Origin of the sequence: Phenylobacterium sp., assembly GCF_030651755.1 — a bacterium.
Taxonomy (GTDB): domain Bacteria; phylum Pseudomonadota; class Alphaproteobacteria; order Caulobacterales; family Caulobacteraceae; genus Phenylobacterium.
This window is the reverse complement of the sequence record NZ_JAUSBZ010000164.1, coordinates 25,821-42,869: the sequence shown is the minus strand read 5'-3', so window position 1 is coordinate 42,869 and position 17,049 is coordinate 25,821. Positions and strand designations below refer to the sequence as shown.

The 17,049-nt window shown below is 67.7% G+C and carries 20 protein-coding genes; 11 read left to right on the top strand and 9 right to left on the bottom strand.

The genetic code is table 11. The annotated features are described in order from the left end of the window. The 5 genes from Q7V15_RS16450 to rpmG all read left to right on the top strand — a co-directional run. A partial coding sequence (locus tag Q7V15_RS16450) for an RNB domain-containing ribonuclease (RefSeq protein ID WP_304756955.1) occupies positions 1-950 on the top strand: 950 nt, incomplete at its 5' end. Between the two features lie 64 nt (positions 951-1,014). Then, complete coding sequence (locus Q7V15_RS16445; protein ID WP_304756953.1) at positions 1,015-1,725, top strand: NUDIX domain-containing protein; 711 nt, start codon at positions 1,015-1,017, stop codon at positions 1,723-1,725. 20 nt (positions 1,726-1,745) lie between these two features. Next, the gene (locus tag Q7V15_RS16440) at positions 1,746-2,303 is read left to right on the top strand and encodes an NADPH-dependent FMN reductase (RefSeq protein WP_304756951.1); all 558 of its coding nucleotides are present in this window, start codon (positions 1,746-1,748) and stop codon (positions 2,301-2,303) included. A gap of 5 nt (positions 2,304-2,308) precedes the next feature. Beyond that, a complete protein-coding gene (locus Q7V15_RS16435; protein WP_304756949.1) occupies positions 2,309-3,145 on the top strand; it encodes a pirin family protein in 837 nt (278 codons plus the stop codon). 115 nt (positions 3,146-3,260) lie between these two features. Further along, a complete protein-coding gene (gene rpmG / locus Q7V15_RS16430; protein ID WP_111458827.1) occupies positions 3,261-3,428 on the top strand; it encodes a 50S ribosomal protein L33 in 168 nt (55 codons plus the stop codon). A gap of 67 nt (positions 3,429-3,495) precedes the next feature. Here rpmG and Q7V15_RS16425 read toward each other — a convergent pair whose 3' ends face one another. The 3 genes from Q7V15_RS16425 to Q7V15_RS16415 form a co-directional block, all read right to left on the bottom strand. After that, complete coding sequence (locus tag Q7V15_RS16425) at positions 3,496-3,861, bottom strand: hypothetical protein (protein ID WP_304756947.1); 366 nt, start codon at positions 3,859-3,861, stop codon at positions 3,496-3,498. Between the two features lie 62 nt (positions 3,862-3,923). Beyond that, on the bottom strand, positions 3,924-5,288 hold the full coding sequence (locus Q7V15_RS16420) for a PleD family two-component system response regulator (RefSeq protein ID WP_304756946.1): 1,365 nt from the start codon (positions 5,286-5,288) through the stop codon (positions 3,924-3,926). 6 nt (positions 5,289-5,294) lie between these two features. After that, positions 5,295-5,660: a response regulator gene (locus Q7V15_RS16415; protein WP_304756957.1), complete on the bottom strand. Its 366-nt coding sequence runs from the start codon at positions 5,658-5,660 to the stop codon at positions 5,295-5,297. Between the two features lie 111 nt (positions 5,661-5,771). Here Q7V15_RS16415 and Q7V15_RS16410 point away from each other — a divergent pair, with 111 nt between their 5' ends. The 5 genes from Q7V15_RS16410 to clpA all read left to right on the top strand — a co-directional run bounded on the left by Q7V15_RS16410 (position 5,772) and on the right by clpA (position 11,474). Continuing rightward, complete coding sequence (locus Q7V15_RS16410; protein ID WP_370689835.1) at positions 5,772-6,473, top strand: hypothetical protein; 702 nt, start codon at positions 5,772-5,774, stop codon at positions 6,471-6,473. A gap of 13 nt (positions 6,474-6,486) precedes the next feature. Continuing rightward, positions 6,487-7,383 (top strand): ROK family protein, encoded by an 897-nt coding sequence (locus tag Q7V15_RS16405; protein WP_304756944.1) that lies wholly within the window; start codon positions 6,487-6,489, stop codon positions 7,381-7,383. After that, the gene (locus Q7V15_RS16400) at positions 7,380-8,654 is read left to right on the top strand and encodes a DNA polymerase IV (protein WP_304756941.1); all 1,275 of its coding nucleotides are present in this window, start codon (positions 7,380-7,382) and stop codon (positions 8,652-8,654) included. The genes Q7V15_RS16405 and Q7V15_RS16400 overlap by 4 nt, the downstream gene beginning before the upstream one ends. Before the next feature lie 155 nt (positions 8,655-8,809). Continuing rightward, positions 8,810-9,139: an ATP-dependent Clp protease adapter ClpS gene (gene clpS / locus Q7V15_RS16395; protein ID WP_304756939.1), complete on the top strand. Its 330-nt coding sequence runs from the start codon at positions 8,810-8,812 to the stop codon at positions 9,137-9,139. A 10-nt stretch (positions 9,140-9,149) separates the two neighbouring features. Continuing rightward, the gene (gene clpA / locus Q7V15_RS16390) at positions 9,150-11,474 is read left to right on the top strand and encodes an ATP-dependent Clp protease ATP-binding subunit ClpA (RefSeq protein ID WP_304756937.1); all 2,325 of its coding nucleotides are present in this window, start codon (positions 9,150-9,152) and stop codon (positions 11,472-11,474) included. A 72-nt stretch (positions 11,475-11,546) separates the two neighbouring features. Here the strand turns inward: clpA and Q7V15_RS16385 are convergent, their stop codons facing one another. The 5 genes from Q7V15_RS16385 to phaP all read right to left on the bottom strand — a co-directional run bounded on the left by Q7V15_RS16385 (position 11,547) and on the right by phaP (position 15,000). Next, positions 11,547-11,984 carry an HIT family protein gene (locus Q7V15_RS16385; protein WP_304756935.1) on the bottom strand — a complete coding sequence of 146 codons (438 nt, stop codon included), beginning with the start codon at positions 11,982-11,984 and terminating at the stop codon, positions 11,547-11,549. A 63-nt stretch (positions 11,985-12,047) separates the two neighbouring features. Next, positions 12,048-13,199, bottom strand: a complete 1,152-nt coding sequence (locus Q7V15_RS16380) for a GNAT family N-acetyltransferase (RefSeq protein ID WP_304756933.1) — start codon at positions 13,197-13,199, stop codon at positions 12,048-12,050. Beyond that, a complete protein-coding gene (locus Q7V15_RS16375; protein WP_304756931.1) occupies positions 13,196-13,942 on the bottom strand; it encodes a glycerophosphodiester phosphodiesterase in 747 nt (248 codons plus the stop codon). Before Q7V15_RS16375 ends, Q7V15_RS16380 begins: the two co-directional genes overlap by 4 nt. Then, positions 13,939-14,400, bottom strand: coding sequence for a RidA family protein (locus Q7V15_RS16370; RefSeq protein ID WP_304756930.1), 462 nt, complete (start codon positions 14,398-14,400; stop codon positions 13,939-13,941). The genes Q7V15_RS16375 and Q7V15_RS16370 overlap by 4 nt, the downstream gene beginning before the upstream one ends. A 153-nt stretch (positions 14,401-14,553) precedes the next feature. Then, positions 14,554-15,000: a TIGR01841 family phasin gene (phaP, locus tag Q7V15_RS16365; protein ID WP_304756928.1), complete on the bottom strand. Its 447-nt coding sequence runs from the start codon at positions 14,998-15,000 to the stop codon at positions 14,554-14,556. Positions 15,001-15,330: 330 nt separating this feature from the next. On the opposite strand from phaP, the gene Q7V15_RS16360 reads away from it, so the two are divergent. Then, positions 15,331-16,596: a D-alanyl-D-alanine carboxypeptidase gene (locus Q7V15_RS16360; protein WP_304756927.1), complete on the top strand. Its 1,266-nt coding sequence runs from the start codon at positions 15,331-15,333 to the stop codon at positions 16,594-16,596. 11 nt (positions 16,597-16,607) lie between these two features. On the opposite strand, the gene Q7V15_RS16355 is transcribed toward Q7V15_RS16360, so the two are convergent. Next, entirely contained in the window at positions 16,608-17,048 is a 441-nt protein-coding gene (locus Q7V15_RS16355; protein WP_304756926.1) for a molecular chaperone DnaJ, read from the bottom strand. Position 17,049: the final 1 nt, after the last annotated feature.

Here is a 17,049-nt window from a genome sequence, read left to right as displayed (position 1 = left end):
GCAAGGTCGCCTCGATCACGCCGCGGCCGTCCCTCGAAGCGCACAAGCTGATCGAGGAGCTGATGATCCAGGCCTATGTCTGCGCCGCCGAGACCCTGGAGGCCAAGCGCACGTCGCTGATCTACCGGATCCACGATGCGCCGAGCCCGGAGAAGCTTGATTCGCTTGCGGAATTCTTAGGCTCGATTTCGGTCAACTGGTCCAAGGGCGAGGCCGCCCGCACCGACCGGTTCAACCGCCTGCTGGACCTCACGCGAGAGGGACCGCATGCGGAGATCGTCAACGAGGTGGTCCTGCGCACCCAGATGCAGGCCCATTATTCCACCGACAATATCGGCCATTTCGGCCTGAATCTGGCCCGTTATGCGCACTTTACGTCGCCTATTCGCCGGTACGCCGACCTCATCGTCCACCGGGGCCTGATCAGCGCGCTCGGCCTCAACCTGCCCGGCGGACCCGACGGATTGAGCGACTGGGACATCTCCCACATGAAGGCCACCGCCGAGGAGATCACCCACGCCGAGCGCCGGGCCATGGCCGCCGAGCGCGACGCGACCGACCGCTATGTGGCCGCCTTCCTCTCCGACAAGGTGGGCGCGACCTTCTTCGGCCGCATCACCGGCGTCACGAGATTCGGCCTGTTCATCCGCCTGGCCGAGACCGGCGCCGACGGCCTGATCCCGATCTCCAATCTGGGGGACGAGTTCTTCGTCCACGACGAGAAGATGCACGCCCTGATCGGCGAGCGCTCCGGCGCCCGCTGGCCGCTCGGCATGAGCGTCGAGGTGCGGTTGCGGGAAGCCACCCCGATCACCGGCGGCCTGCTGTTCGAGATGTTGAGCGAGCCGGCTGCGCCCGATCCCACCGCCCCGCGGCCACGCCTGGGCATCCGCCGCAAGGCCGGCCGCCCGCCCCTGCCCCGGCAGGGCGGCAAGCACCGGCGGCGGTGAGTCGCGCGGCCTTGACCTAAGGTCAGCCTTCCTAAGGGTCCGGCGTCAGTCATACAGTTGTTTCATGAGCGAAGCTGAGATTCCCCGCCGCCCTGAGGGCGGCCGCATGCGCCCCGAAGGCGCCCGGGCCGTGAAGCCCCGGGACGCCGCCACCATCATCCTGGTCCGCCGGGACGCCGCCAAGCCCCGCGTCCTGATGGGCAAGCGCAACAGCGGCCATGACTTCATGCCCAATCTGTGGGTGTTTCCGGGCGGGCGGATCGACCGGGCCGACTTCCGCGCCCCCCACGCCACCGACCTGCGCCCCGAGGTGGCGGCCAAGTTCGACCGTCACATCAAGCTCGGCCGCGGCCGCGCTCTGGCGCTGGCGGCCATCCGCGAGACCTTCGAGGAGGCAGGCCTGTTGCTGGCCAAGCAGGCCCCGCCACGGCCCGGCGTCGGCCCCTGGCGGGAGTTCCTGGCCCAGGGCGCCCTGCCCGACCTGGAAGCCATGGAGATCATCGCCCGGGCGGTCACCCCGCCCATGCTGGCCAAGCGGTTCGACACCTGGTTCCTGATGGCCGACGCCGAGCGCCTGATCAGCTTGGACCGCCAGCCCGATTGCGGGGAGTTGGAGGAGATCGCCTGGGTGGATTTCGACGATGCGCTGGGCCTGGAGCTGCCCATGGTGACGCGAACCATGATCAAGGAAGCGGTGCTGCGCCTGGAGGATCCGGAGCGTCCGTCCCCCTATATGCGTTTCGGGGTGAAGGGCCATAGGCTCGGCCACCTCTAGAAACCCACTTAGGAGTCCGCATGTCCGATCGACCCAAGGTCGCCGTCATCATCGGCAGTCTTCGCGCCCAGTCCGTGAACCGGCGTCTGGCCCAGGCCATCGCCAAGACCGTCGCGGGGAAGCTCGACCTGCAGATCGTCGATTATGCCGATGTGCCGCTCTACAACCAGGACCACGAGGCCGAGCTGCCGGCCGCCGTCATCGCCTTCAAGGACGCCATCAAGGCGGCCGACGCCGTGCTGTTCGTGACGCCGGAATACAACCGCGGCATGCCCGGCGTGCTGAAGAACGCCATCGACTGGGCCTCGCGCCCGCCGGGCCAGGGGGTGTGGTCGGGCAAGCCTGCGGCCATCGCCGGCTCAACCCCGGGCGCCGTGGGCACGGCCGCGGCCCAGGTCGACCTGCGCAATGTGCTGACCGCCATCAATGTGGCGGTGATGGGCATGCCGCAGATCTATTTCACCCATCGGGACGAGCAGTTCACGGCCGACGGCGGCTTTGCCGAACCCAAGTTCGTCGCCGTCATCGAGGGCTGGGGCGACAAGTTCGCCGCCTGGATCGCCAAGGTGGGCGGCTAGAGCCCATGGCGCTTTCCATCGACCGCGTCGAGACCGCCGGCCCGCGCAATGTGCTGGGTCCCCGCCATCAGAACCGCCTGATCATCGCGCCGCAGGACCACCGCCCCTACAGCCCCTTCCTGTTCCTGGCCGAGGACTGGTTCGCCCCGCCCGCCGGCTTCCCGACCCATCCGCACCGGGGCATGGAGACGGTGACCTTCGTCCTGGAAGGCCAGATGCTGCACGAGGACCATACCGGCGCCCATGGCGAGCTGGAGCCCGGCGACGTCCAGTTCATGACCGCCGGCGGCGGGGTGATGCATTCGGAGATGCCGGGACCGCGGGGCGTCCATTCCCTGCAGCTGTGGCTCAACCTGCCGGCGGCCCAGAAGATGACGCCCGCCCGCTATGGCGATCAGCGGGCGAGCGAGGCGGCCCTCGTCACCGGTGAGGGCTATGAGGCCAGGCTCTATGCCGGCGAGCTGGGCGGGGAGAGCCGGCCCCACGGCAGCCTCTGGCCCCTGGCCCTGATGGACCTGCGCCTGGACGCCGGCGCGACCCTGGCCCTGCCTCTGAAGGCCGGCTGGCGGGGCTTCCTGCTCGTGCTGGAGGGCGAGGCCCAGGTGGGCGAGGGCTCAACAACCCCCGTCCGCGCCGACCAGCACGCCTGGACCCATGCTGCGGACGCCGACGACGTTCTGCCCGTAAAGGCCCAGACACCCGTCCGAGCCCTCTTCTACGCCGCCCCCGTCATCGACGAACCCGTGGTCGCCCACGGCCCCTTCGTGATGAACACCGTCGACGAGATCCGCCAGGCGTTCATGGACTACCAGACGGGGCGGCTGACGACGGCGGGCGCCTAGATTAAGCCCCAGGGCGTCCCCGCATTGACTTTGGTCTGCGGATTCGTATTGTCCGCGGCTCATTCGAAATGACTGCCGGGGTAAGCGCGCTTGACCGGCCCCGCGAGGACCGACCATGGCGAAGCCAGCTTCCATCAAGATCCGCCTGAACTCCTCGGCGGACACCGGCTTTTTCTACGTGACCAAGAAGAACGCCCGCACCAAGACCGACAAGCTGGTCATGAAGAAGTACGACCCCGTCGTGCGCAAGCACGTGGAATTCCGCGAAGGCAAGATCAAGTAGGATCGCTTTCCGCGCACCCGAACAAGGAAACGCCCGGCTGGATCAGCCGGGCGTTTTGCGTTTTGGCCTATCGTCGCCGCGACTGGCCGAGCAAGGTCAGCATCAGCCCGCACACCGTCACCGCGAACATGACGCCGATGATGAGGGTCAGACGCTGTTCACGGGCGCTGACCTCTACGGCTGCGCGAAGGCCGCCCAGGTGGCTGAAGAACGACATCCAGAACATGGCGCAGGCGAAGCCCCACCCGCCCGCTAGCACGCGTTCACCGCGACGCCGTAGCGCGCTGACGCCACCAACGATCAGCAGGCCAGCGGCGACGTAGTCGACGACCCAGAAGGGCCACCACTGCCAGTCAGGCCAGTTTCGCAGGACTTCTAGGATCGCTCCGAGCGTTCCGAACGCAATGGCAAGCCACGCTGATACGGCGATCATAGGCGCCTCCCCAGGTTGTTTTGGGGTCGAGGCTATACCTGCAACGGAACCTTGACTACGGCTTACGCCGCCCGGGATATGACCTTGTTGCGGCCGGAGGACTTGGCCTCATAGAGGCCCTCGTCTGCCCGCTTGAGCAGGGTGTCAGGGGTGTCGTCGGGGCCGATGGTGGCGGCGACCCCGATGGAGATGGTGGCGGTCAGGAGCTCGGTCCCGTGGGCGACGCGGAAGGGCGCGCCGGCCACATGCAGGCGGATGCGTTCGGCGATGCGCTCGGCGTCCTCGATGCGGGTGCCGGGCATGACCACCACGAATTCCTCGCCGCCATAGCGGCAGGGCAGGTCCACGGCCCGGACGTTGGAGGCCAGGCGCACCGCGAATTCCCGCAGCACCTCGTCGCCCACATCGTGGCCGTAGCCGTCATTGATTTTCTTGAAATGGTCGATGTCGATCAGCAGGGCCGCCACCGGCTCGCCCCCATGGGCGGCGCGCTTGACCAGGGCTTCCAGCTGGCCGGACATGTAGCGGCGATTGTGCAGGCCGGTGAGCTGGTCGGTGACCGCCAGCTCCAGGGAATGGTCGAGATTGTCCCGCAGATAGTCGGTGTAGCGCTTGCGGCGGATCTGGGTCCGCGCGCGAGCCGACAGTTCCTGGGGGTCGATGGGCTTGGACAGCAGGTCGTTGACCCCGATGTCCAGGGCCTTCATCAGCCGGGGCCGCTCGTCGAAGTCGACAATGGCCAGGATCGGCAGGTGGCGGGTGGCCTCGTCCGAGCGCAGCTGGGCGCAGAAGCGCAGGCCATCGAAGCTGCGGGCGGTGACATTGACGATCACCAGGTCCACAGGGCCCCGGGCCGTCAGCAGAGCCTTGTCGGGCTCGGATTCGATGACCGGGCGGTGTTCAATGGAGAGCTCGGCGGCGACCCGCTGGGCCTGACGCTCGTGATCATCGACGATCAGCACCCGGCCGCCCGTGCCGCCCAGGCGCGAGCCCGCCCCGGCGATGACGCCGATGCGGCGGCCCGAGGCCTCGCGCACCCGCAGCTCGTCGATGACGGTCTTCAGGCGGGTCAGGCTGCGCACCCGGGCGAACAGCATGACGTCGTCAATGGGCTTGGTGAGGAATTCATCGGCGCCGGCCTCCAGGCCGGCGATCCGATCGGCGCGGCCGTCGAGAGCGGTGACCAGCACCACCGGCACGTGGCGGGTCTCGGGATCGTCCTTCAGGCGCCGGCAGACCTGAAAGCCGTCCATGCCGGGCATCATCACGTCCAGCAGCACGATGTCGGGCTGTTCTGCCGCGGCCATGGCGAGCGCGGTCGGGCCGTCATAGGCCGTCAGCACCTCATAGTACTCAGCGCTCAGCTTGGCCTCGAGCAGGCGGACATTGGCCTCGATATCGTCCACGACCAGGATGCGTGCTGACATGGCGGCCTACTCCAGGAGTCGGCGAATGGTGTCGAGGAAGTGCGACACGGAAATCGGCTTGGAGATGTAGGCCTCGCAGCCGCCCTCGCGGATGCGCTCCTCATCGCCCTTCATGGCGAAGGCGGTGACGGCGACCACGGGGATATGGGCCAGCTCATCGTCTTCCTTCAGCCATTTGGTGACCTCCAGCCCGGAAATCTCCGGCAACTGGATGTCCATGAGAATCAGGTCGGGACGGTGCTCACGGGCCAAAGAGAGGGCTTGCAGGCCTTCGCGGGTCTGCAGGGTCTCGTACCCTTGCGCGTCGAGCAGATCATGAAACAGCTTCATGTTCAGCTCGTTATCCTCGACGATGAGGACCTTCTTGGCCATGGTCATCCCGACGATGCTCTTGTCGGCCAGCGAATCTGCCGCCGACCCCACCTTTGTTTCCATTGATCCCACGGATATCCTTAAACTGGCGTTAGCCGCACGAGAGAGCCAGTGGTCGACACGCCGCACCCTTCCCCATCGCCCGCCGACACCGTGGTCTCCGCGCGGTCCGCTCCGCGGGCGCCGCAGGTGGAGAGTCTCGGCCTTGATCCCGGCCGCCCCCTGGTGATCGTCGATGTGGACGAGGTGCTGGGTCACTTCATGGAGGGGTTCGGCGCCTTCCTGGCGGAACGGGGCCTGGAGTTCCGGGTCGAACGGTTCGCCCTGTTTCAGAACATCTATCGCCCCGGCGAGACGGCGCACCTGGAGATCGAGGAGGGCCGCCGGCACTATGACGACTTCTTCCGCTATGGCTCTGGCGAGATGCGGGTGGCCGAGGGCGCGGCCGAAGCCCTGCGCCGCCTGGCCGAGCAGGCCGGGGTGGTCATCCTGACCAATGCGCCGGGCCAAGGCCGGCTGGCGCGGGCCCGCTGGCTGGGGCGCAACGACCTGGACTATCCCCTGCTGCTCAATACGGGCCCCAAGGGACCGCTGGCCGGCGCCCTGGCTGAACAGGTGAAGGGGCCCGCCGCCTTCATCGACGATCTGCTGCCCAATCTGGACTCCGTGGCCGAGACCGCGCCCAAGGTGGCGCGCTTCCAGCATGTGGCCGATCCGCGCCTGCGGCCCCTGGCCCCGGCCGCGCCCGACCGGCACACCCGAATCGACGACTGGGACGCCCTGCGCATCGCCATCGCCGACTCGATCTCCTGACGCCGCAAAGACGATGATCCGCATCGGGGTCGATTTCGGCGGCACCAAGATCGAGGCCGCGGCCCTGGACGCGGGCGGGGCCATCGTCGCCCGCCTGCGCAGGCCCAATCCGGGGGCCTATGAACCGGCCCTCTCGGTGGTCGCCGAACTGGTGGCCGCCGTGGAGGCGGAGGCCGGCGGGCGGGCGGCGCGGATCGGGGTCGGCATGCCGGGCTCGATCTCTCCCACCACGGGGCTGATCCGCAACGCCAACTCCGTCTGGCTGAACGGCGAGCGATTTGGCCAGGACCTGGAGGCGGCCCTCGCCCGCCCCGTGCGCCTGGCCAATGACGCCAACTGCCTGGCCCTGTCGGAGGCCGCCGATGGGGCGGGCGCGGGCGCCAGCGTGGTGTTCGCCGCCATCCTGGGCACCGGCTGCGGCGGCGGCGTGGTGGTGGACGGGAGGCTCCTGGAGGGCCGCAACGGGGTGGCCGGCGAGTGGGGTCACACCCCCCTCCCCTGGCCCACCGCGCAAGAGCACCCCGGGCCGGCCTGCTGGTGCGGACGCCGGGGCTGTCTGGAGACCTGGATATCGGGCCCCGCCCTGGCCGCCGACCACGGGACGGGCCTGGCCGCGCCGGAGATCATCGCCCAGGCCCGCCAGGGGGCGCCAGGGGCGCTGGCGAGCCTGCAGCGTTACGTCGACCGTCTGGGCCGCGCCCTGGCCGTGGTGGCGGACCTGATCGATCCCGACGTCATTGTCCTGGGCGGGGGGATGTCCAATGTGGCCGAGCTCTATGAGCAGCTGCCCGCGGCCATCGCGCCGCATGTGTTCGCCGACGGCTTCGACACCCCCGTTCGCGCGGCCGTCCACGGCGACTCCTCAGGCGTGCGGGGCGCGGCCTGGCTCTGGCCCCCTGAGGCGCCATGAAGGCCCTGTGCCGCGACTGTCTGTGGACCGGCGACGGGCCGACCGCCCGGCGCTGCCCATCCTGCGGCTCGCCCCGGCTGGTGGCGCATGACGAGCTGTTCGACCTGTGCATGGCGCATATGGACTGCGACGCCTTCTACGCCTCGGTGGAGAAGCGTGACCGGCCCGAACTGCGCGACCTGCCGGTGATCGTCGGCGGCGGGGTCCGCGGGGTGGTCACCACCTGCTGCTATATGGCCCGGGTCTATGGGGTGCGCTCGGCCATGCCGATGTTCAAGGCCCTGGCCGCCTGCCCGCAGGCCGTGGTGATCAAGCCGGACTTCGCCAAGTACAAGGCGCAGAGCAAGATCATCATGGGGCTGCTGGCGGAGCTGACGCCCCTGGTCCAGCCCCTGTCCCTGGACGAGGCCTGGATGGACCTGGCCGGCACCGAGCGCCTGCATGGCGCCCCGCCTGCCGTGACCCTGGCCCGGGCGCAGGCGGCCATCGAGGCGCAGACCGGCCTCACCGTCTCCATCGGTCTGGCCCCCAACAAGTTCCTGGCCAAGATCGCCTCGGATCTGGACAAACCCCGGGGCTTTTCGGTGATCGGCGCGGCTGAGGCCAAGGGCTTCCTGGCCCCGCGACCGGTGGGTCTGCTGCCCGGCGTGGGGCCGGCCATGGTGAAGACCCTGGAGGCCGCGGGCCTGAGGACCATTGGCGATCTGGCCCGGCAGGACCAGAAATTCCTGGCCAGCCGTTTCGGGGCGCACGGCCTGCGGCTGTTCGACCTCGCCCACGGGCGCGACACCCGCCCGGTGGACCCCGATCAGGTCCGCAAGGGAATCAGCGCCGAAACGACCTTCAACAGCGATCTGTCGGACTATGGCGCCCTGGAGGACCGGCTGGCGCCCCTGTGCGACCGAGTCGCCCGGCAGGCGCGAAGCGCAGGCGTCACCGGGCAGATCGCCACCCTGAAGCTGAAGACCACAGATTTTCGGCTGCTGACCCGCCGCCGCGCCCTGGCCGAACCGACTCAGACGGCCAAGACCCTGTTCGCCGCCGCCCGCGAACTCCTGCGTCGCGAGGCCGATGGTCGCACCTTCCGCCTGATTGGCGTGGGCCTGGGCGAGCTTTCGCCCGCCGCGCAAGGGGGCGGCGACCTGTTCGGCGGCGATGAGCAGAGGATTCTGGCGGAGGAACAGACCGCCGACGCCATAAGGGCGAGGTTCGGCCCCCAGGCCCTGACAACAGGGCGCGCCCTGCGGTTAAAACCCTCCGATCGGGATTGAGCAGGGGCGAAAACGCCTATAGGCGCAGCGATAAAAAGATGGGCGTCGGCTGCTTGGGGTCGGGCTTCGACGATTTCAACCCTTTCAAACGCGACCCTTTTCCATATCTAATCCCTTAGCGGCGGGAACCAGACTCCCGCCAGGAGACGTTTTCGATGGCCGAGCGCAAGCAAGGTGATGTGTCGACGGGCGTCAAATCGGCGGTCATCACCCAGACCAAGCCGAAGACGCAGAAGCCGTCCATGTATCGCGTCCTGCTGCTGAACGACGACTACACGCCTATGGAGTTCGTCGTTTATGTCCTGGAGCAGTACTTTAACAAGTCGCGCGAAGAAGCGACGAGGATCATGCTGCACGTACATCAGTATGGCGTGGGCGTTTGCGGTGTCTTCACCTTCGAGGTGGCCGAGACCAAAGTCGCACAGGTCGTAGATACCGCCAGGCGGCATCAACACCCGCTTCAATGCACCATGGAAAAGGATTGAGAGGCTCATATTGCCCTCGTTTTCACGCCCACTCGAAGAATCACTGCATCGCGCGGTCGCTTACGCCAATGAGCGAAAGCACGAATACGCGACCCTGGAGCACCTGCTTCTGGCGCTGATCGACGATGAGGAAGCCGCAGCCGTCATGCGCGCCTGCGACGTCGACCTGGGCGCCCTGCGGGCCACCCTCACCGGCTATGTGGACAATGAGCTCCGCTCGCTGGTGGTCGATGACGGGGAGGACGCCAAGCCGACGGCGGGCTTCCAGCGCGTCATCCAGCGCGCGGTCATCCATGTCCAGTCGTCCGGACGGGAGGACGTCACCGGCGCCAATGTGCTGGTGGCCATCTTCTCCGAGCGCGAGAGCCACGCCGCCTACTTCCTGCAGGAGCAGGACATGACGCGGTACGACGCGGTCAACTACATCGCCCACGGCATCGCCAAGAAGGCCGGCGCCACCGTCGAGGGCAAGCCCGTCAAGGGCGCCGACGACGAGGAGAAGCCTTCGGTGAAGACCGGCGGCGAGGCCCTGGAGGCCTATTGCGTCGACCTCAACGAGAAGGCCAAGGAGGGCAAGGTCGATCCCCTGATCGGTCGCGCCGCCGAGGTCGAGCGCTGCATCCAGATCCTGTGCCGGCGCACCAAGAACAACCCGCTGCTGGTGGGCGATCCCGGAGTCGGCAAGACCGCCATCGCCGAGGGTCTGGCCCGCAAGATCGTCAACAAGCAGGTGCCTGAAGTGCTTGCTGGCGCGACCATCTTCTCCCTCGACATGGGGGCGCTGCTGGCCGGCACCCGCTATCGCGGGGACTTCGAGGAGCGGGTCAAGCAGGTGGTCAAGGAGCTGGAGAACCACCCCGACGCCATCCTGTTCATCGACGAGATCCACACGGTGATCGGCGCCGGCGCCACCAGCGGCGGGGCCATGGACGCCTCCAACCTCTTGAAGCCGGCCCTGGCCTCGGGCGCCCTGCGGTGCATGGGCTCGACCACTTACAAGGAGTTCCGTCAGCACTTCGAGAAGGACCGGGCGCTGGTCCGGCGCTTCCAGAAGATCGACGTCAACGAGCCCACGCTCGAGGACACGATCAAGATCCTGAAGGGCCTGAAGACCTATTACGAGGAGTTCCACAAGCTCCGCTACACCAACGACGCCCTGAAGGCCGCCGTCGAGCTGTCGGCCAAGTACATCAATGACCGCAAGCTGCCGGACAAGGCGATTGACCTGATCGACGAGGCCGGCGCCAGCCAGATGCTGCTGCCCGAGAGCCGTCGGAAGAAGACCATCGGGGTCAAGGAGATCGAGGCCGTGGTGGCCAAGATCGCCCGCATCCCGCCCAAGTCGGTCTCCAAGTCCGACACCGAGGCGCTGAAGCAGCTGGAGACCGACCTGAAGCGGGCGGTCTACGGCCAGGACGAGGCGATCGACCAGCTGTCTGCGGCCATGAAGATGGCCCGGGCCGGCCTGCGCGATCCCAACAAGCCGATCGGCTGCTACCTCTTCTCGGGCCCCACCGGCACCGGCAAGACCGAGACCGCTCGGCAGCTGGCCTCGACACTGGGCATCGAGCTCCTGCGCTTCGACATGTCGGAGTATATGGAGCGGCACACGGTCAGCCGCCTGATCGGCGCGCCTCCGGGCTATGTGGGCTTCGACCAGGGGGGCCTGCTGACCGACGCCGTCGACCAGCATCCCCACGCGGTTGTCCTGCTGGACGAGATCGAGAAGGCCCACCCGGACGTCTACAACATCCTGCTGCAGGTCATGGACCACGGGGTGCTGACCGACTCCAACGGCAAGAAGATCGACTTCCGCAATGTGGTGCTCATCATGACCACCAATGCCGGCGCGGCCGACTCTCAGCGCAACACCATCGGCTTTGGCCGGGGCAAGGCTGACCACGAGGCCGAAGAGGCGATCAAGCGGGTCTTCACCCCGGAATTCCGCAACCGCCTCGATGCGGTGGTGGCCTTCCGTCCGCTGGATCAGTCGATCATCCGCCAGGTGGTGCAGAAGTTCGTCATGCAGCTGGAAGCCCAGCTGGCTGATCGCCACGTCACCATCGAGACCACCGACGAGGCGGCCGGCTGGCTGGCCGACAATGGCTTCGACGAGCTCTATGGCGCCCGGCCGCTGGCCCGGGTCATCCAGGAGCACATCAAGAAGCCCCTGGCCGACGAGATCCTGTTTGGCCGACTGGTCAAGGGCGGCCACGTCCGCGTGGTGCTCAAGGACGGCAAGCTGGACTTCGAGATCGAAGGCGACTCCCGCGAGCCGGGCGCGCCGACCATCGAGAACCCGTCCAAGGATGCGGCCGCCGAACTGGCCGACTAGGTCAGTCTCCACCGCTGAAACGTCAAAGCCCCGGCCGATCGGCCGGGGCTTTTTCGTAGGTGGCCATTTGGATCAGACGATCTGGGCGGCGATCTGCTCGGCCAGGACCTTCAGTTCAGCAGGATCGGCCATGCCGCCGGACGCATGGCGGCCCACCGCCGCCCCATCCCAGCGGGGCAGGATGTGGAAGTGGGGATGGAAGACGGTCTGGCCGGCGGCGGTCCCATTGAACTGGGTGATTACCACGCCGTCGGGCGAGAACGCCGCGCGCACGGCGCGCGCCACCCGCTGTACCCCGAGAATCAGCGGGCCGAGCACCTGCGGTTCCTCCTCCAGCAGGTTGCGGGCGGTGGAGTGCTTGGGGATCACCAGGGTGTGACCCTTCACCTGCGGAAAGACATCCATGAACGACAGAACGTGATCGTCCTCGAACACCCGGGCGCAGGGCGCCTCGCCGCGCAGGATCTTGGCGAAGATATTGTTGGGGTCGTAGGTCCCGTCCAGGCTCATGGCGCGCTCCGTCTGACGTTGATGGGTCGTGTCTAGCAAATCACCGGCGGGCCTGCGACGACCTCAGCCCTGGCGGAAGGGGGAGTATTCCTCGGCCAGCCACTCCATCTCGCCGTCAACGGCGGCCTTCTCCCGGGCGACGAAGTCCTCCACGGGACCGCGCAGGACGGGATCGGCGATGTAATGGGCCGAATAGACCGGCGTCGGCAGATAGCCCCGGGCGATCTTGTGCTGGCCTTGAGCGCCGGCCTCGACCCGGGCCAGGCCGCGGCTGATGGCCCAATCGATGGCCTGATAGTAGCAGAGCTCGAAATGCAGGAAGGGCACGTCCTCGACGCAGCCCCAGTTGCGGCCGTAGAGGGCGTCGTCCCCGACGAGATTCAGGGCGCCGGCGATCCAGCGGCCGTGGCGCCGGGCCATGATCAGCAACACCCTGTCGGCCATCCGCTCGCCGAGCAGGGAAAAGAACCGCCGGTTCAGATAGGGCTGGCCCCATTTCCGCGAACCGGTGTCCATGTAGAAGCCGTAGAAGGCGTCCCAGGCGTCCTCGGTGAGGTCGGCCCCGGTGAGGCAGGCGATCTCCAGCCCCGCCTGGGCGTCGCGGCGCTCCCGGCGGATGGTCTTGCGCCGGCCTGAGGATAGGTCGGCCAGGAACTCGTCAAAGGTCCCGTAGCCCCGGTTGAACCAGTGGTACTGCTGGCCCTGACGCTGGGCGAGCCCCTGGGCGCCCAGCCAGTCCCATTCCGCCTGCGGCGGGAAATTGATGTGAACCGAGGAGACGCCCATCTGCTGGCAGAGGGTCAGGGCGCCTCCAAGCAGCATCTCGTAGCCGGCCTCGACGGGAACGTCGGGGCGCACCAGCAGCCTGGAACCCGTGGCCGGGGTGAAGGGCGCAGCCGACAGGAGCTTGGGATAATATCGCCCGCCAGCCCGCTCATAGGCGTCGGCCCAGCTGTGGTCGAAGATGTATTCGCCCTGGCTGTGGGACTTCAGATAGAGGGGCATGACCGCCCCCACCTCGCCGGCCCCATCCTCGATGGCCAGGTGCTGAGGCCCCCAGCCGGTGCGCTCCACCGCGCAGCCGGCCTGTTCGAGCACGTCGAGAAAGTCATAGGCGACGAAGGGGTTGCCGCTGGGCGCGGCGCAGGCGTCCCAGGCCGTCCTGCCGATGTCGGCGATGCGGCGGTTCACACGGACCGCCGGCTTCAGGCTCACGGGTGGAAGCCCTCAAAGATCAGGTTGTCACAGTGGTCCTTGACCGCCTCCCACTGTTCGGGCTGACGGACGGTCCAGGCCACCACCGGCATGCCCTGGGCCCGATAGGCGTCGGCCCGCGCATCGGGAAGCATGTCGAGGCCAAGGGCCAGGAAGTGCGGGCGGGCGATCTCCACCTGCTCCAGGCGAGCATAGGCCTGACGCTGGTCCTCGCTCAGATGCTTCACATCCTTGTAGCTGAAGGAGTCCAGGCCCCGCAGGACGCCCGGATAGTGCTCGGCGAACCAGGCGTGGGAATAGGGATTGAAGCCGATGATGCAGAGGGGGCCGGCGTGGTCGATGATGATCTCGTGGACCCTGCGCTCCAGGGGCCCCACCTCGCCCCAGTGAGTCTTGAGCTCGATATGCACCATGGCCCGGTGGCCGATCAGGGCCAGGGTCTCCAGCAGGGTCGGAATGGTCTCGTCCGTGCCCTTGAGGGACATCTCCCCCAGCTCGGCGGCCGTGTGGTCTCGCAACCGCCCCTCGACCCCCGTCATCCGGGACAGGGTGTTGTCATGAAAGACCATCGCCTCGCCATCGGCCGACAGGTGGACATCCAGTTCGATGCCGTAGCCGGCGGCGCAGGCGGCCTGGAAGGCGCCCAGCGAGTTTTCCGGCGCGCCATCTGGCGTCCACAGGCCGCGATGGGCCACCGGCGGGTGGAACAGGAGGTCCCAGGCCTCGCCGAAACGTTCCCTCACGAGACCTCCACCACCGCATCCACTTCGACGGCGAAGTTCATCGGCAGCCGATAGACCCCGACCGCCGAGCGGGCGTGGCGGCCGATCTCGCCAAAGGCGTCGACCATCAGGTCAGAGGCCCCGTTCACCACCTGGGGAATGTCGAAGAAGTCGGGGCCGGCCTGCACGAAGCCGCCGAGCTTGACCACGCGGACAACCTTGCGCAGGTCGCCCCCGCAAGCCGCCTTCATCTGGGCGATGAGGTTGATCGCGCACAGGCGCGCGGCGTGCCGCGCCGTTTCCAGATCCACGTCCTGGCCGACGACGCCGGTCACGCCCCCCTGGGCGTCCCGGGACACCTGTCCAGAAATGTGCAGCAGGCGGCCGGCCCGGACGAAGGGCACGTAGTTGGCGACCGGGGCGGAGGGCTCGGGCAGGCGGACGCCAAGCGCGGCCAAGCGTTCTTCAACGGTGGACATGCCCTAGTCTCTAGAGCGCGTTCCACAAAAGTGGAACCCGGTTTTGCCGGCAAGGCGCGGCCAAACCTGAGAGTTCAGTCCATAAGAAAAGCCCGGTCCGTCGCCGGACCGGGCTTTCAAGAGATCGTGCGGCGCCCAGGGGCGCCACCCCGCCTAGCGGGCGGCTTGCAGACGCTCGACGGTCGCGGTGACGCGCTCGTTGATCGGCTTCATGGAGTCCTTCATCGAGGCGGTGAAGATCTCCGACATGCGGGTCATCTCGGCCATGTAGGATTCCATCGCCTTCTTGGTGAAAGCGGTCTGGAGCTCGACCGCTTCCTGCAGGCTCTTGGCGGCGGCGAGGGCCTTGGCGGCGGCCATCTGCTCTTCGACGCTCTTCTTGGTGTAGGCCATCGCCTCGGCGCTGACAGCCTCGGCGCCCTTGGCGGCGGCCGTGGCGGAAGCCATCATGGCCTCGAGGTTCTTCTTGGAATGGGTGCTGGTTTCGGCCAGGGCGGTCATGGACTTTTCCATGGCTTCCTTGAAGGCGTGGTTGCCGGCCAGGGACATTTCCTCGGCGGCGGTTTTGGCGGTCTTGACGGTTTCAGCGGCGGCGGCCATGGCTGAGCTCCTATTGAAGTCAGAACGCGCGGCGGCGGCCGCGCTGGGGAGAAGTCAGGAAGCGCGGCGACGGCCGCACTTGAACTTGGTCTCGGGAGGCTATGCTTTACGCACCCGCAACATCTCATGTTGCACCGCAGCAGTCAACCTTGTTTTTGTGCACTGCACAACGCCGTTGCGGCTCGCCTGTAAGGTGGCGGCTGCGACCAATTGTATTCCTCAACAGGTGTTTACCCTCGCGCAAGGCGGGGCATGTCATGTTAGCGTTTGATCCTTGGCGCGGCCCTTCGGGGGGACGCGTCATAAACCCCAGACGTGACGGACGACGCGATGCTTAAACACGCCCGCCGCCAGCTTCTTGTCGGCCTGCTCGCTGTGGCGACCGCCCTCGGCGTCGCTGCGCCGGTCGCCCAGGCGCAGATTCCCTATCTGCAGCTGCCCGCCCAACAGCCGAAATACGCCTCCATCGTGGTCGACGCCGAAACCGGCGAGGTCCTTTATGGCAAGCGGGCTGACAGCGCGCGCTACCCGGCCTCAATCACCAAGGTGATGACCCTTTATCTGATGTTTGAGCAGCTGGCCGCCGGCGAGATGACGCTGAACGACCGGGTCGTCTTCTCCCCGCGAGCGGCGGCGGCGCCGCCCACCAAGCTGTTCGTCAAGGCGGGCGATTCCATCACGGTGGAAGAGGCCATGCACGCCCTGGCCATCCGCTCGGCCAACGACGTGGCCGTGGCCGTGGCCGAGAAGCTGGGGGGCAGCGAGGCGCGGTTCGCGGCATTGATGACCCTGCGGGCCCGAGAGCTCGGCATGGACTCCACGACCTTCGTCAACGCCTCGGGCCTGCCCGACAGCCGGCAGCTGTCGTCGGCCCGGGACCTGGCGGTGCTGTCGCGCGCCATCATGCGGGACTTCCCGCAGTACTACACCCTGTTCAGCACGCCGGAGTTCAACTTCCGCGGGACCCAGATCCGCGGCCATAACAGCCTGCTGCGCCGCGAACTGGGCGTGGACGGGCTGAAGACCGGCTACACCAACGCCTCGGGCTACAACATCGCCATTTCCGGGGTGAAGAATAACCGCCGCCTGATCGTGGTGGTGCTCGGCGGGGCCTCGACGGCGGCCCGGGACAATCACGCCCAGGACCTGCTGCTCACCGGCTTCGACGTCGCCGACCGTCGCAGCCGGGGCGAGCGCATCACCGTGGCTCAGAACCTGTTCGAGCCCGAACCCACGGGGCCCATCATGCGGCCCTCCCGCGAGCAGGGCGACGGCGATCAGGACGGCTTGAAGATCGTTCTGGCCACGGCCCCGCCCCCGCCGGCGCCCAGCCGCGCGGCGGCCCAGTCCGCGCCTGCCGGCCGGTGGCAGGTCCAGGTCGGCGCCTTCAAATCCAAGGCCCTGGCCCAGGAACAGCTGAAGCTGACAAGGCGGCGCTTTGGCGAGGCCTTCACCGGCGCCGACACCCTGGTCACCGATCCGAGCGCCGGCTTCTACCGCGCCCGCTTTTCCGGATTGACCGAGAGCCGCGCCAAGGCGGCCTGTGAGGCTCTCAAGGCGAAAAACCAGGCCTGCATGGTGATCAGCCCGACCTGAGGAGGCTGGCTTCAGCGCCGCAGCAGACGGTCCCGGGCGGCATTGATCTGGGCCGCCAGACCGGCTGAGCCGCCAGCGTCAGGATGGGTCCGGCGCATCAGCCGCGTATAGGCGGCCTGGATTTCGTCGGGACCGGCCTCGGCGCTGACCCCAAGGATTTCCCGGGCCTGGCGCTCGCTCATCGTCTCAGTCCTCGACCTTGACCCAGGACCCTGCCCCGGCGCGGCGCCGTGGGTGCGGGTGCTCATGGCCAGCCATAGCCCGATGACCACCAGCACGGGAGCGAACATCCAGCCGCCGCGCGCCGCCAGGAAGGCCGCCGCCGCGAAGGCCGCCACCGCCGCCAGTCCTGAGAGGATGCGCCACTCCCGGCGCTGGAACATGGGTCGGCCCTTGCGACCCATCCAGACGAAGAAGGCCAGGGCGGCGCACCCCAGCGCGAGATAGAGCATG

What these genes read in the sequence shown, in the direction of transcription:
- Q7V15_RS16405 (WP_304756944.1), top strand. Translation starts at nt 6,487, where the DNA reads ATGATCCGCATCGGGGTCGATTTCGGCGGCACCAAGATCGAGGCCGCG.
- Q7V15_RS16355 (WP_304756926.1), bottom strand. Translation starts at nt 17,048, where the DNA reads ATGCTCTATCTCGCGCTGGGGTGCGCCGCCCTGGCCTTCTTCGTCTGG.
- Q7V15_RS16385 (WP_304756935.1), bottom strand. Translation starts at nt 11,984, where the DNA reads ATGAGCCTGGACGGGACCTACGACCCCAACAATATCTTCGCCAAGATC.
- Q7V15_RS16425 (WP_304756947.1), bottom strand. Translation starts at nt 3,861, where the DNA reads ATGATCGCCGTATCAGCGTGGCTTGCCATTGCGTTCGGAACGCTCGGA.
- phaP (WP_304756928.1), bottom strand. Translation starts at nt 15,000, where the DNA reads ATGGCCGCCGCCGCTGAAACCGTCAAGACCGCCAAAACCGCCGCCGAG.
- Q7V15_RS16440 (WP_304756951.1), top strand. Translation starts at nt 1,746, where the DNA reads ATGTCCGATCGACCCAAGGTCGCCGTCATCATCGGCAGTCTTCGCGCC.
- Q7V15_RS16400 (WP_304756941.1), top strand. Translation starts at nt 7,380, where the DNA reads ATGAAGGCCCTGTGCCGCGACTGTCTGTGGACCGGCGACGGGCCGACC.
- Q7V15_RS16445 (WP_304756953.1), top strand. Translation starts at nt 1,015, where the DNA reads ATGAGCGAAGCTGAGATTCCCCGCCGCCCTGAGGGCGGCCGCATGCGC.
- rpmG (WP_111458827.1), top strand. Translation starts at nt 3,261, where the DNA reads ATGGCGAAGCCAGCTTCCATCAAGATCCGCCTGAACTCCTCGGCGGAC.
- clpS (WP_304756939.1), top strand. Translation starts at nt 8,810, where the DNA reads ATGGCCGAGCGCAAGCAAGGTGATGTGTCGACGGGCGTCAAATCGGCG.
- Q7V15_RS16420 (WP_304756946.1), bottom strand. Translation starts at nt 5,288, where the DNA reads ATGTCAGCACGCATCCTGGTCGTGGACGATATCGAGGCCAATGTCCGC.
- Q7V15_RS16360 (WP_304756927.1), top strand. Translation starts at nt 15,331, where the DNA reads ATGCTTAAACACGCCCGCCGCCAGCTTCTTGTCGGCCTGCTCGCTGTG.
- Q7V15_RS16370 (WP_304756930.1), bottom strand. Translation starts at nt 14,400, where the DNA reads ATGTCCACCGTTGAAGAACGCTTGGCCGCGCTTGGCGTCCGCCTGCCC.
- Q7V15_RS16435 (WP_304756949.1), top strand. Translation starts at nt 2,309, where the DNA reads ATGGCGCTTTCCATCGACCGCGTCGAGACCGCCGGCCCGCGCAATGTG.
- Q7V15_RS16415 (WP_304756957.1), bottom strand. Translation starts at nt 5,660, where the DNA reads ATGGCCAAGAAGGTCCTCATCGTCGAGGATAACGAGCTGAACATGAAG.